The following is a 14,449-nucleotide window of genomic DNA, read 5'->3' as shown; positions in this document are numbered from 1 at the left end:
CAAATCCTTAAAATTTTAAAAAATACCATTATTAGCTAACAGTTCTAATTTTACCTTTAAACAACACCTTTTTTAACTTCATTTTTTTCAGACAAAACTTTCTCAATAGAGTTTTTTATAAATACTGCTTCGTTATTTGGGCTTAGTTCTAAAATAACATCCGTATCGCCTAATTTTTTCACAACTCCAAAAATTCCACCTACTGTTAATACCTTATCGCCTTTTTTCAGATTTTTTATCATTTCTTTCTTATTCTTCTCCTCCTTACGCTGGGGAGATATCACCAAAAACCAAAATATAGCAATAACAGGCACAAAAACTAACAAACTTCGCAAAAAGCTACTATTGCCGCTAAATTCTTGCAATAAAAACACAAAACCTCCTACACTATATATATGTCACTTTTATCTTATTAATGTCATCAGGATAAACTACTCCAAATAAAAGCTTAAAATCGTCTTTTTTGGTATAATTAGAGTTACTTATTTTATTATACTCTTCAATTAAATAATTAATAATACCGTCGTCGTTTCTATAAAGAGCCTTGCTAAAGGCGCTTCTGTAAAGACCAAGCTCAAAAAGTTCTTTAACGCTTTTACCTTTATTTTCTCTTAAAAGTTGCCTATCTACTATTGCTTTTGAACCATCAAAGCCTATACAAAAAACAAATTCATCCTCACTCAAAATAATTCCTTTGAATAATAAAATATTCACCGGCAAAAACACAAGTTTGCCGGTGAAGCTTTTTTACATCATTCCCATTCCTGGATCCATAGGATAACCACCACCACCAGAAGTATTTTTCTCTTCTTTAATATCGGTGATTGCACATTCTGTTGTTAATAAAAGCCCAGCAATCGAAGCAGCATTTTGAAGCGCACTTCTTGTAACCTTAGCAGGATCAATTATTCCACTCTCAATCATATTTACCCACTTAAAGCTAGAAGCATCAAACCCAAGCCCTTTTTTCTCGGTTTTAATTTGATGAATATAAATAGATCCCTCAAAACCAGCATTTGAAATAATCTGTCTCATTGGCTCTTCAAGACTTCTTTTTACAATCTCAAAACCTTGCTTTTCCTCATAGCTTAATTTGCTTGTATCTATTGTATCTAAATACATAGCAACTTCAATAAGAGTTGCTCCACCACCAGGCACAACACCTTCTTCAACAGCAGCACGAGTTGCAGAAAGAGCATCTTCAACTCTATGCTTTTTCTCCTTAAGCTCTACTTCCGTAACAGCTCCAACATTAATAACAGCAACTCCACCAACAAGCTTTGCAAGACGCTCTTGAAGTTTTTCTTTATCATACTCAGATGTTGAATCTTCAATTTGCTTTTTAATAAGCTCTGAACGCTCCTTTATTTGTTCTTTATTACCAGTATTAATAATAGTAGTATTGTCTTTATCAACCTTAATAGTTTTAGCCTGTCCAAGTTGCTCAATCTCAACTGTCTCAAGAGTAAGACCTAGCTCTTCACTGATTAAAACACCGCCGGTAAGCACTGCAATATCCTCAAGCATTGCTTTTCGTCTATCACCAAAACCAGGAGATTTAATTGCGCATACCTTTAAAGCTCCTCTAACGCTGTTTAAAACAAGAGCAGCAAGAGCATCTCCTTCAATGTCCTCAGCAATAATTAATAAAGGTTTATTTGTCCCCAAAACTTTCTCAAGAACTGGCAAAAGCTCTTTAATAGAGCTAATCTTTTTCTCATATATCAATATGAAAGCATCATCAAAATTAACACTCATATTCTCTTTATTGGTAGAAAAATAAGGAGAAAGATATCCTCTATCAAATTGCATACCCTCAACATAAGAAATTGTAGTATCAAAAGTTTTTGACTCTTCAACTGTTATAACCCCATCTTTTCCAACTTTATCCATTGCCTCAGCAATTTTTTCACCTATATAACTGTCATTATTAGCAGAAATTGAAGCTACTTGTGCAATCTCTTCTTTTGTTGTAATTTTTTTTGCAGACTGACGAATTTTCTCAGCAGCAAGATTTACAGCGTGATCTATTCCTTTTTTTATTCCAATAGGATTAATTCCTGAAGACACATTTTTAAGGCCTTCTCTTGCAATAGCATAAGCAAGAACAGTAGCTGTTGTTGTTCCATCGCCAGCAACATCATTTGTTTTAATGGCAACTTCTTTTAAAAGCTGTGCCCCCATGTTTTCAAACGGATTTTCAAGCTCAATCTCACGAGCAACGCTAACCCCATCCTTTGTAACCGTTGGAGAACCGAACTTTTTATCAATAAGAACATTTCTCCCTTTTGGACCAAGAGTTACTTTTACAGCATTGGATAATTTTTCAACGCCACTAAGTAAGCTTTTTCTAGCATCCTCATTAAAATATATGTCTTTAGCCATAAAAATTTTACCCCTTTCTATAAATAAAAATAATTTATATATAACAATATAAGATTAACATAAACTTAATACATTCGCTATAGAGTATTACTTCCATACATTAAAAAATATAAAATATACAAAACCAGCACAAATTTTTATTATATAATGTAAATATTAACTAATCTTTATATTATAAAGACAAAGAATTTATGTTTAGAAAGCTAAAAAAATTGAAAACCTATATTATTATTATTTCAATAACTAAATTTTCAGAAGATAACCTTTTATCAATAATATCAAATATAAAATATTTGATTGAACACAAAAAGCTAGCTTACAAAATACATTGGACATTCCCAACATACTTTTTTGAAATTTTAAGAGAACACGAGGAATTAAATAACTGGCTTTTTGAAAGATTCAAAACCAATACAGATATATATATGCCTGGAACTTACAGTGGAAGCCCTCATGAATACATGCTGCACGATGAGATACATTTAGATTTGTATTGGGCACTAAAAAATCCATTCAAAAGTGGATATAAAGACATATTTCAAAATAAGCCTATTATGTTTTATATATACAACATAGAAAAGTTTAGAAAAAAGGTAACTGAGCTTTACAGAAAGCTTAATTTCAATTATACAGAAGGAATAAGAAAGAGCAAAAATAATAAAAATTACTTAATTTTTTATAAAAATAACTGCCAGTATTTATATGAAGTACAAAAAATAGATTCTCCAAAAAGCAACGTAGAAACTCTTATTTATTTTTATGAAATCAAAGAAACTTATGATAATCAAGAATTAAAAAATTTTTTACTTTATTTAAAAGTCCTAGAAAACAGTTTACATAGCATTAAGATACAAAATCTAGAAGGATCCAAGCTTACTACTGAACTACTAGAGATTCCAAAATTCAACTCTCTTAAAGAGCAAGAACCAATAATAAATTTTCAAAACAAAAGACTTAAAGATTATCAAATTAACGAAAAAAGCTTAAGAGAATTTTTAATACATAAGCACCAAGATGAAATTGTAAAAAATTCAGAATCAATTGTGCCTAAGAATTTAGAATACAATATGGAAGGAAATTTCACATTATCTCACGATCAATACAATATCAAATTCGAAAATGGAAAATTAAATAAAATAAAATTTAAAGATAAAAAAGTTGAATTTCTAAATACATCTAGAACCTATTTTAAGGTTTCATCAAAAAAAGAATTAATAAAAGAAGCATCCATTCAAAGCTCATTTTCATTCTCAAATGAAAAAATTTTAGGAATAAAACAATATTTGGCTTTCAACTCTGCTAAAAATTCAACAATTGATTTTTTTATAGATGAGACTATCTCTAGCTTCTTTATATCGATCAAAATAAAATGGCCCTCTAAAATAGATCTGGATAAAAAAACATTAAAAAAATGCAATCCTGATTATCTTCTTGAATATTCGGCTCTTGAAATCCCTGTATTTGAAATTGCAAAAGGCACTAATTTAAAAATAACAGCAAAATACAGCGATCTTGATACTTATGAAAAAATAATAATAACTAAAAACAATCCTAAAGGCTACATTAATGGTACAGAATTTTTGATATCTAAAGGAAATGATAAAAACAGCAATTTTTTTATAAGCTTTTTAAATGTTGAAAAACATATTATTCATACAATTAATTATAAAATTGAAAAAATAAATTCTAAAAAATGGTTAATTTTAAATATAGGAGGTTCTTATAACACAGTCAAGATCCAAGATGTAATAAATTACTCTCAAACGCTAAATTTAATGATACTACCATTAAATAATAATTTTGATAACAAAATAAAACTGAATTCAAAAATAAAAAATTTAATTTTTTATACTAATATAAAAAAATATGAAAATAAATAAATAATAAGTAGTAAAATATTAATAACTGGGTATAAAATTATCTTAAGAAAAACATAAAAAGTATTTAATCTTTAATTTAAACAAAAAGGTATAATAATATGAACGATAACATAATAGACGTCCATTCCGCATTGGAAAAAGTCGGTATTACAAACGATCCTGTATTATTGAAAAATTTAACATCAGAATTAGGAATGAAAGCATCTCATTCGAGAAACAGAATCATTCTCTACATAGCATCAAACCCAAAAGAATACTTTACAGCAAAAGAAGTTTATAATAAACTTATAAAAGAAATTCCAAGCCTGTCAAAAGCAACAGTATATAACACATTAAATATTCTAAAAGAAAGAAATATACTAAAAGACATAAAAACTACTGATCAAAAAGAAACAAAATTTTATCTAAGCTTGGCTTCCACAATAGCTCACTTTAAATGCAACAAATGCAATCAAGTCCACCCTATTCAACTTGACGATATTAAAGATATTTTGAAAGACAAGCTTGGAGAAAACTGGGAAACAAAATCTATTGAAATAATTTACTCAGGGCATTGCAATAATTGCTACAAAAAAGATATCCATAACAACAACAATATCCCACCAGAGAACAAGGGAATCACTTTATGAATATAAAAAATATCATTTTTATACTTATATTCTTATTGCTCTTAATATTAGTTAGTCCTAGAATAAAATTTAAAAATGAATTTTTAAAAAAAACAATTCCTAAAAACATAGAAGAAATTGACAGTTACTTATTAAAAGAAGAATTGCAATTTAATTTAGAAAACAATACAAAAAAAGAAATAATCTGGTATAAAGAAAAAGCCCAAAAAACTTCATATTCTGTGGTCTATATTCATGGATTTGGAGCATCAAAAAATGAAATTTATCCGGTTCCGAATAATATTGCAAAAGCTCTTAATGCAAATATTTTTTTTACAAGACTTAAAGGACACGGAATTAACAATAAAAATGCATTTCGGGGAATAACTACCCAAGATTGGCTGAAAGACATTGATGAGGCTATTAACATTGGCAAATTAATAGGTGATAAATTAATATTAATTGGGACCTCTAATGGGGGTGCTGCCAGCATCTGGGCCTTAGCAAACTATCCAAATGAAATAAACTCGGTGGTATTAATTTCTCCTAACATATTCCCTTATGACAAAAGAACAAATATCGTTTACTATCCCTGGGGAAGACAAATTGCATATCTTATAACAGGTGGTTACAATAAATTTGAAACAAAAGAGTATAAACGAAAAGAACATATGAGTATAAATAGCCACTCTTCAAAAGTACAACATGTGGATGCAGTTATTGCAATGATGGGCCTTGTCACATTATTAAATTCATATAATTTCGATGAAATAAAAATACCTTTAATAATAGCCCACACACCCAATGATCATACAGTAGACCCAATAAAAATAAACGAATTTATAAAAAATTATGGGGGTGAAAAAAAAGATATTCCTATTATACTTCTTGAAAATTCTCACGCACACGTACCTATTGGAAACCAAAGCTACAAAAGTGCCCAAAATACATCATACTTTACAAAGTATGCAGTTGATTTCATAAACAAGATTAACAAGTAATTAGCCTTAAGGCTATTACTTGTTAAAAAATTAATCCTCTAGTAATTCTTCTATTTCATTCTTAAGAACACTAACGCCTGGTCCGTAAACTACCTGAACCCCATTGCCTTTAATAATTACTCCTTTAGAACCCGTTTTTTTTAAAATTTTTTCAGAAACTTTAAAAACATCTCTTACTGTAATTCTTAGCCTAGTTGCACAACAATCAAGCTCAACAATATTTGAAGCACCACCAAGCCCGAGAATAACCTTAGTAGCATAATTTTCCTCAAATTCACTCTTAGTGCTTGAAGGCTCTTCAGAAATTACATCTTGCGTTCTACCAGGAGTTTTAAAATCAAACTTTTTTATTAAAAATAAAAAAGTAAAGTAGTAAAGGAAAAACCAAACAATGCCTACAACTGGCACCAAAAGCCAATTAGTTCTTGAATTTCCCTGCAAAACACCAAAAAGAATAAAATCAATAAACCCCCCAGAAAACGTCTGACCTATTGTAATTTGAAGAATATGCGCCAACATAAAAGCAAATCCATCAAATGTAGCATGAATAACATAAAGAATAGGGGCTACAAAAAGAAAAGAAAATTCAAGGGGTTCTGTTATGCCCGTTAAAAATGATGTTAGAGCCGAAGACATCAAAAGACCAAAAACTTTTGTTCTCTCCTCACGATTTGCGGTATGATATAGAGCAAGTGCCGCTCCAGGCAAACCAAACATCATGGTAATATGTCGTCCACTCATAAAACGACTAGTGCCAATAAAAAATCTATTTGTACCTTGAGCAGCAAGTTCTGCAAAAAAGATATTTTGAGCCCCTTCGATCAATTTTCCATCAATAATAACAGATCCCCCAAGGCCTGTTGTCCAAAATGGCAAATAAAATATATGATGAAGACCAAAAGGTCCAAGCATTCTTAAAAAAACTCCATAAATAAGTGTTCCAATATAACCGGTTGAATCTACTAAGCCTCCTACTTTATTAATTCCAATTTGTACAAATGGCCAAAAAAGAAACATAATAACAGCAAGAAAAATACTAGAAAAAGAAACAACAATCGGCACAAATCTAGATCCGGAAAAAAATCCAAGGACCTTGGGCAAATCAACCTTGTTAAACCTAGAATGAAGATAATAAGTCAAAATACCAACCACAATCCCCCCAAAAACTCCCGTTTCTAAAGTTTTAATACCAAGAACAAAACCCACAGCGCCACTAGAAAAAGACTCCGCTTTACCTGATACATCAATTAAAACTCCAATAGTAGCATTCATCACAAGGTAGCCAATAAATGCTGCAATTCCGGATGTACCTTTATCTGATTTGGCAAGTCCAACAGCAATTCCAATAGAAAATATTGGTGCTAAATTTGAAAAAATAATAGAACCTGAAGCGCTCATTACTTTGAAAATTGATTGTAAGAAAAATATATTCAAAAAAGAATACGTCCTAACGGTTTCTGGATTAGAAAGAGAACCTCCAATTCCTAAAAGCAGCCCCGCTGCTGGCAAAATAGCAATAGGAAGCATAAAAGAACGCCCAAATTTTTGAGCTTGTTCAAAACCCCTTAACATAAAACCCTCCTAAAATAAAAAATAAATTAACCCCTAAGTTTAAAAATTATTTTTTAATCTGATTTATTTTTTCTACAAATTTTTTAGTAATCTCAGCGGGCCTTGTAATAGCACCCCCCACAACTACTAAATCAACCCCCATTTCAAAGCATTTTTGAGCTTTCAGGGGGGTATCTATTTTCCCCTCCACTATTAAAGTAGCTTTCAAATTAGAATTAAGTAAAGTTTTTAAAAAATTAAAATCATTGTCTGCAATGTTCAAACCATTAGTACTTTTTGTATAGCCATACAAAGTTGTTCCAATAAAATCAAATCCCAATTTATCGGCATTAATAGCTTCATCTAAAGAAGAAATATCTGCCATCAAAAGCTGCTTTGGATATTTTTTTTTAATATTTTCAAAAAAATCATCAAGTAGTACGCCATCGGGCCTATTCCTAAAAGTGGCATCAAGGGCAATTATATCTACCCCCTCATTACAAAGCTCATCAATCTCTTTCATGGTAGGAGTAATAAATACATCGCAATTATTATATTTTTTTTTAATGATACCTATGATTGGCAAATCAACTTCTAATTTAATCTGGCTAATATCATTAACTCCGTTGGCTCTTATTCCAATAGCTCCACCTATTTTAGCTGCCAAAGCCATCTTAGACATAATAAAACTGCTGTGTAAAGGCTCGTTCTCAAGAGCTTGGCAAGATACTATTAACCCTCTTTTGATTTTTGCAATAATAATTATACCTCCTATAAAATTTATTTTTTAAAAAAAATATAAAAACTCAAATACAGATTATATTTTTTCTTTAAAAAAAACAATTCTTTTAAAGAAAATTAACATAAATTCGCAACATAAAAACAAAAATAATTTATTATCCAATAAACATTAGGCTATAATTTAGGCATGACAAATAAAATCAACTGGTTTCCTGGACACATGAAAAGAGCTTTAGATCTAATAAAGAATAATTTGCAAAAAGCTAATATTGTGCTAGAAATACTTGATGCTAGAGCTCCATTTAGCAGTAAAAATCCATTAACTGAAAAAATTATTAAAAATCAAGCTAAAATAATTCTTTTACACAAATCTGATATTGCTCAAATATCAGAAATTATAAAATGGAAAAAATATTTTGAAAATCTTGGCAATACTGTAATAATAAGCAATATTTACAAAAAAGGAATGCGTAAGCAAATAATAGATATTATTAAAAAATTGGCCATTGTTAAAAAGATAAAAAATTATAAAGAAAAAATAAAGGTTTTGATTATTGGAGTTCCAAATGTTGGAAAATCTTCAATAATAAATCTATTATCCGGCAAAAAGAGCGCAAAAGTTGCTAATAAACCTGGATATACTAAAAATATACAAATAGTAAAAATAAATGAAGAAATCAATCTTTTTGATATGCCAGGAATTTTATGGCATAATCTAGTAGACCAATCGATTGCAAAAAAACTTGCAATATTGGATATGATCAAAAATGAAATAGTAGATAATATAGATCTTGCATTGTATTTACTTGAAATAATGGATCAAAATAATAAAAACATTTTACTAAAAAAATACGAAATATATCATAAAAATTCACTTGATATTCTACAAAATTTTGCAAAAGCAAGAAAATTAATCGGTAAAAAAAATGAGCTTAACCTTGAGAAAGCATCAAAAATATTAATCAAAGAATTCAGAGAAGGCAAATTTGGCAAAATAATTCTTGACAAGAATTATAATACCTTTTAAAAAAGCATTTACATAAATAATAATATTAAGTATAATCTTGATTTGTATTAATACCGCCATAAGGAGGTTGAAATTAGTTGGATAATTATATCCTAGAGATTGAAAATCTAAGTCATTATTATGATAACAATGGAAACAAAACTTTAGATAACATAAATTTAAAAATTAAAAAAAATGAGTTTATCACATTACTAGGCCCATCCGGATGTGGAAAAACAACATTAATAAAAATATTGGGTGGTTTTTTAAATCAACAAAATGGAGAGATTTATTTCTTTTCTAAAGAAATATCTAAAACCAATCCAAACAAAAGAGAAATTAATACTGTATTTCAAAATTATGCACTTTTCCCCCATATGAATGTTTTTGACAATATTTCATTTGGACTTAGAATGAAAAAAACACCAAAAGATATAATCAAAGAAAAAGTAAAAACATCTCTTTCATTGATAGGAATGCCAAAATATGCATACAGAAATATTAACGAACTATCAGGGGGGCAAAAACAAAGAGTTGCAATAGCAAGAGCAATAGTAATGGAACCTAAGCTTTTATTGCTAGATGAACCACTTTCTGCGCTTGATTTAAAAATGCGGCAAGAAATGCAAAAAGAATTAAAAAAAATACAGCGTCAACTTGGAATCACATTCATATACGTTACTCATGATCAAGAAGAAGCATTAACAATGAGCGATAGAATTGTTGTAATGAATGAAGGAATAATTTTACAAGTAGGAACGCCTGAGGAAATTTACAATGAGCCTAAAACAAAGTTTGTAGCCGATTTTATCGGAGAAAGTAATATTTTTGATGGAACATACAAAAAAGAACTGGTTGTAAGTCTGCTAGGTCATGAATTTGAATGCCTTGACAAGGGGTTTGAAGCTGAAGAAGCAGTTGACCTTGTAATACGCCCAGAAGATATAAAACTGCTTCCAAAAGGAAAAGGTCATTTAAGTGGAACCATAACATCAGCAATTTTTCAAGGGGTTCATTACGAAATGACTCTAGAAATTCAAAAAACAAATTGGATAGTTCAAAGCACAAGACTTACAAAAGTTGGAGAAGAGGTTGACATATTCTTAGAACCTGATGACATTCATGTTATGCACAAGGAATAATGGTTGTGAAAAAATTGATATTAATCATATATTCTATATTCCTATTAACATTTAGTATTTTCCCCTTACTGATAATAATATTGCTTGGATTTTTAAATGAAAAACACGAATTTACAATCCATAATTTTATTGAGCTTTTAAATCCAAGTTATCTTAGTATCTTTTCAAGAAGTCTAAAACTCGCAACAATAGCAACAATTTTTTGCATTTTAATAGGCTATCCTGCCGCCTGGCTAATTTCATTATCAAAAAAAAGCGCTCAAAACAAATTAATAATCATGATAATACTTCCCATGTGGATAAATACATTGCTTAGAACTTATGCCTGGATGAGAATACTTGGAAAAAACGGATTCATAAACAACTTATTTGAAAAGATCGGATTTGGAACTTTAGATCTTCTTTATAATGAACAGGCTGTTACAATAGGCATGGTATACAATTTTTTACCTTTCATGATCTTGCCAATATACACAGGACTTTTAAAAATTAAACCAGAATGCATTGAAGCAGCTCAAGATCTTGGGGCAAGAATGTGGCAAATATTACTTTATATAAAAATACCTCTAACGCTCTCTTATCTGGCAACAGGAATAATTATGGTATTTATTCCTTCAATTACAGTATTTATCATTTCAGATTTGCTAGGAGGCTCTAAACAAATTTTAATAGGAAATCTAATAAGCAAACAGTTTCTCTTTATAGAAGACTGGAATACTGGATCTGCAATTTCATTTATTTTAATGTTAGTAATATTAATTTTTAATTTAATAATAATAAAATTAATGCGAAAAAATAATGGAGAGTAAAATATGTTTAGGGCCCTTAAAAACATTTTCTTATTTCTAATACTCAGCTTTATTTACCTTCCAATAATAATCTTAATAATTTATTCTTTTAACTCTGGTGACAGTGGATTTATATGGCAAGGATTTAGTCTAAAATGGTATAAAGAAATTTTTGCCTCAAGTCAAATCAAATCCGCAATATTTAACACCATTTTAATAGCTACAATCTCATCTTTGACCTCTGTTGTTATTGGAATTATTGGTGCTTATGCAATTTATAAATCAGAAAACAAAAAATTGAAAACAATATTATTATCGGCAAATAAAATAACAATAATTAATCCCGACATCGTAACAGGAATAAGCTTAATGACATTTTATTCTGCAATAAAAATGCAGTTGGGATTTTCCACAATGCTAATATCACATATAATTTTTTCAACACCATACGTAGTAATAATAATTTTGCCCAAATTATATTCTCTTCCCAACAATATTATTGATGCTGCCAAAGATCTTGGGGCCTCAGAAATTCAGATATTCTTCAATATAATTTATCCAGAAATCGTCGGGAGCATAGCAACCGGAGCTCTTATTGCCTTCACATTATCAATAGATGATTTTTTAATATCATTTTTCACTACTGGGCAAGGATTTAATAATTTATCTATCCTAATAAACTCGCTAACAAAAAGAGGCATCAAGCCCGTAATAAATGCTATTTCTGCAATATTGTTTTTTACAATATTGAGCCTTTTGTTTATTATTAATAAATTTATAGGAATTAAAAAATTAACAACAGATGCTGAGCTTTAAAATGAAAAAGGAGTACTTATGAAAAAAATTTTTATATTAATAGCAATTCTTACAACTTTTGCTTGTACTAACAAAGACACAATAACTTTAAACGTATTTAATTGGGCAGAATATATTGACGAGACTTTATTAGATCAATTTGAAAAGGAAAACAATATAAAAATTAATTATGAAATCTTTCACAACAATGAAGAAATGATGGCTAAATTTAACAACACAAATAATTACTACGATATAATAGTCCCATCAGAATACTTAATCCAAGAATTAATCGATGAAGGCAAAATTGAAAAATTAGACTACTCAAAATTGCCAAATGTAACAAAAAATATTACTCAAAATCTTACAAATTTAGAACATGATCCTGGTAATCTTTATTCAGTACCAGCCTACTGGGGATTAATGGGCATACTTTACAATAAAACTAAAATAGATTTAAATGACATGCAAGGTTTTGACATATTGTTTAATAAAAAATATAAAAAAGAAATTACAATGCTAGATTCCCCTAAAGACAATATTGGGGTTGCTTTAAAAAAACTTGGATACTCAATAAATGAATATGATGCAGATAAAATCAAAGAAGCTGGGGAACTTTTAAAAATCCAAAATCCACTATTAATCGGATATTTCTCAGATGTACCTGCAAAATCATTAATGCTAAATGGAGAAGCATCTATTCAACTCACATGGAGCGGCGAAGCACAAAGCGCTATGCTAAAAGACAAAAATTTAGATTTTTATGCCCCAGAAAATACCAATTTATGGATAGATGCATTTGTAATTCCTATTGATGCTCCAAACAAAAACTTGGCTTACAAGTTTATAAACTTTTTATACGAAAATGAGCCATCTTACAAAAATTTCAAAGAAACTAGATATAATTCTCCAAACAAAAACGTAATAAAAAGAATAGAAGAAGAAGCAAAAAATAACCCCGAAATGAAATTATATTTAGAAGAAAAATTTATACCAAAAGATTTTTCCAAATTTGAAATTTTTAAAAAAATACCTAAAAAAATAAAAGAAGAAATCCTTAAAATATATTTAAATCTATCTTCTTAAATATTTAAATTCAAAAAAACTTAAAAGCTTTAAAATTTAAAGCTTTTAAGTTTCGCGACTATTTTTTAAAAAAGATTTAAATACTAACTTTATATCAAGCCCAATTATAGACAAAGCAATCAATAATACCAAAAATCCTTGATAAATTAAAAATGGAAAAATGTCAAAAGGAGAAAGCTTACCTTTTGTAAAATCTATAAGAGCTATAACATGCATACTATGAGGCAAAATACTTAAAAAAAAGCACGAAGACATACAAAGTAAAGCCGCAATACGATTTGAGTTTAAATTATTATCCTTAGTTATTGATCTTACAACAGAACCACTCATTAAAATAGCAAGTCCATTATTTGCAAGAAACATGGTCAAAATGCCAACCAAAACAACAATGACAAATTCCGAAGTTCTCTTAGACTTTGACATTTTTTGCAATTTTAAAAGCAACCAATCAAACCCCCCATACTTAATTGTCATATAAGAAATTCCACCTGTAGAAATAACAAGAATAAACATTTCTCCTAGGCCTAAAAATCCTTCATTGATTTTTTTAGCCAGCAACAAAAAAGTAACATCTGCGTAATAAATTCCAATAATACCAGCAACAACAATACCCAAAAACAAGGCTAAAAATACATCAAAGCCTGAAATTGCAACAGCCATAACAAAAATATATGGAATAATTTTAAAAAAATTTATCTCACCAGGCTCAATAATAAAACTATCGACCTTGCAATAATAAGAGCCTAAAAATGCAAAAGTAATACTTGCTAAAATTGCTGCTGGAAACGTATAAAAAGCTCCATTTTTAAAAACATCAACAATATTAACTTTTTGAGTATGACTTGAAATAATCGGGGTATCTGATATTAAAGACATATTGTCCCCAAATGCACCAGCGCTAAGAATAGTCCCAGCAATCAATGGAAGAGGAATATTTACCTTATCTGCAAGTTCCAGGGCAATAGGAGCAACAGCAACAACAGTCCCCATAAAACTTCCAGTAGAAAAAGATAAAAAAAGAGTAATTAAAAAAATGCCGCATACTAGCAAATTCAATGGGACATATTTAAGGCCAATATTTACTACAGCATCAACGCTTCCTATTTCTTTACAAACAGCGGAAAAAGCACCGGATAACATAAATATTAAAGATATAAAAATAACATCTTGTTGAGCGCACCCTTCAATGAATTTATTCATTTTTGCTAAAAAAGATCCCCTAAAAATAATAAATGTCAAAACAATAGCAATAAACATAGCAACTACAGGGGGCATTTGATAAAATGCTTTTTCTACACCATTAAAATAAAGAACAAGTCCTGTGCCAATATAAACCCCTATAAAAAGAAAAAAAGGCATAAGTCCCCAAAAATTTGGAACCACATTAGTTTCACTTTCCAATTTCAAATCTCTTTCCAATTTTAACCTCCTAAATCACATAATTAAGAACAATTTATTCTAAATAA

14 protein-coding genes are annotated in these 14,449 nt (G+C 29.3%); 8 read left to right on the top strand and 6 right to left on the bottom strand.

Going from position 1 to position 14,449, the window contains the following annotated elements:
• Positions 1–56: 56 nt before the first annotated feature.
• The 3 genes from yajC to groL all read right to left on the bottom strand — a co-directional run bounded on the left by yajC (position 57) and on the right by groL (position 2,385).
• A complete protein-coding gene (gene yajC, locus BBIDN127_RS03255) occupies positions 57–395 on the bottom strand; it encodes a preprotein translocase subunit YajC (protein ID WP_094248965.1) in 339 nt (112 codons plus the stop codon).
• The gene (locus BBIDN127_RS03250; protein WP_014023865.1) at positions 388–684 is read right to left on the bottom strand and encodes a hypothetical protein; all 297 of its coding nucleotides are present in this window, start codon (positions 682–684) and stop codon (positions 388–390) included. The genes yajC and BBIDN127_RS03250 overlap by 8 nt, the downstream gene beginning before the upstream one ends.
• Positions 685–747: 63 nt before the next feature.
• Complete coding sequence (gene groL, locus BBIDN127_RS03245; protein ID WP_014023864.1) at positions 748–2,385, bottom strand: chaperonin GroEL; 1,638 nt, start codon at positions 2,383–2,385, stop codon at positions 748–750.
• A 191-nt stretch (positions 2,386–2,576) separates the two neighbouring features.
• On the opposite strand from groL, the gene BBIDN127_RS03240 reads away from it, so the two are divergent.
• The 3 genes from BBIDN127_RS03240 to BBIDN127_RS03230 all read left to right on the top strand — a co-directional run bounded on the left by BBIDN127_RS03240 (position 2,577) and on the right by BBIDN127_RS03230 (position 5,874).
• Positions 2,577–4,265 (top strand): hypothetical protein, encoded by a 1,689-nt coding sequence (locus tag BBIDN127_RS03240; RefSeq protein WP_014023863.1) that lies wholly within the window; start codon positions 2,577–2,579, stop codon positions 4,263–4,265.
• Positions 4,266–4,363: 98 nt separating this feature from the next.
• On the top strand, positions 4,364–4,894 hold the full coding sequence (bosR, locus tag BBIDN127_RS03235) for an oxidative stress transcriptional regulator BosR (protein ID WP_014023862.1): 531 nt from the start codon (positions 4,364–4,366) through the stop codon (positions 4,892–4,894).
• Positions 4,891–5,874, top strand: coding sequence for a lipase (locus BBIDN127_RS03230; protein WP_014023861.1), 984 nt, complete (start codon positions 4,891–4,893; stop codon positions 5,872–5,874). The genes bosR and BBIDN127_RS03230 overlap by 4 nt, the downstream gene beginning before the upstream one ends.
• Positions 5,875–5,904: 30 nt before the next feature.
• Here the strand turns inward: BBIDN127_RS03230 and BBIDN127_RS03225 are convergent, their stop codons facing one another.
• Entirely contained in the window at positions 5,905–7,446 is a 1,542-nt protein-coding gene (locus BBIDN127_RS03225; RefSeq protein WP_014023860.1) for a maltose/glucose-specific PTS transporter subunit IIC, read from the bottom strand.
• A 46-nt stretch (positions 7,447–7,492) separates the two neighbouring features.
• Entirely contained in the window at positions 7,493–8,191 is a 699-nt protein-coding gene (locus tag BBIDN127_RS03220; protein WP_044054971.1) for an N-acetylmannosamine-6-phosphate 2-epimerase, read from the bottom strand.
• A gap of 162 nt (positions 8,192–8,353) precedes the next feature.
• Here BBIDN127_RS03220 and ylqF point away from each other — a divergent pair, with 162 nt between their 5' ends.
• The 5 genes from ylqF to BBIDN127_RS03195 all read left to right on the top strand — a co-directional run bounded on the left by ylqF (position 8,354) and on the right by BBIDN127_RS03195 (position 12,983).
• Entirely contained in the window at positions 8,354–9,193 is an 840-nt protein-coding gene (gene ylqF / locus BBIDN127_RS03215; RefSeq protein WP_044054970.1) for a ribosome biogenesis GTPase YlqF, read from the top strand.
• A 77-nt stretch (positions 9,194–9,270) separates the two neighbouring features.
• Positions 9,271–10,314 carry an ABC transporter ATP-binding protein gene (locus BBIDN127_RS03210; RefSeq protein WP_014023857.1) on the top strand — a complete coding sequence of 348 codons (1,044 nt, stop codon included), beginning with the start codon at positions 9,271–9,273 and terminating at the stop codon, positions 10,312–10,314.
• A gap of 5 nt (positions 10,315–10,319) precedes the next feature.
• Positions 10,320–11,123 carry an ABC transporter permease gene (locus BBIDN127_RS03205; protein ID WP_014023856.1) on the top strand — a complete coding sequence of 268 codons (804 nt, stop codon included), beginning with the start codon at positions 10,320–10,322 and terminating at the stop codon, positions 11,121–11,123.
• Positions 11,124–11,126: 3 nt separating this feature from the next.
• Complete coding sequence (locus tag BBIDN127_RS03200; RefSeq protein ID WP_014023855.1) at positions 11,127–11,918, top strand: ABC transporter permease; 792 nt, start codon at positions 11,127–11,129, stop codon at positions 11,916–11,918.
• Positions 11,919–11,936: 18 nt separating this feature from the next.
• A complete protein-coding gene (locus BBIDN127_RS03195; RefSeq protein ID WP_014023854.1) occupies positions 11,937–12,983 on the top strand; it encodes an ABC transporter substrate-binding protein in 1,047 nt (348 codons plus the stop codon).
• 45 nt (positions 12,984–13,028) lie between these two features.
• On the opposite strand, the gene BBIDN127_RS03190 is transcribed toward BBIDN127_RS03195, so the two are convergent.
• Positions 13,029–14,384, bottom strand: coding sequence for a Na+/H+ antiporter NhaC family protein (locus tag BBIDN127_RS03190; protein ID WP_014023853.1), 1,356 nt, complete (start codon positions 14,382–14,384; stop codon positions 13,029–13,031).
• Positions 14,385–14,449 lie beyond the last annotated feature (65 nt).

Origin of the sequence: Borreliella bissettiae DN127 (genome assembly GCF_000222305.1) — a bacterium.
Taxonomy (GTDB): Bacteria; Spirochaetota; Spirochaetia; order Borreliales; family Borreliaceae; genus Borreliella; species Borreliella carolinensis.
The sequence above is the reverse complement of the archived record's forward strand: the minus strand, read 5'-3'. Positions and strand labels throughout refer to the sequence as shown.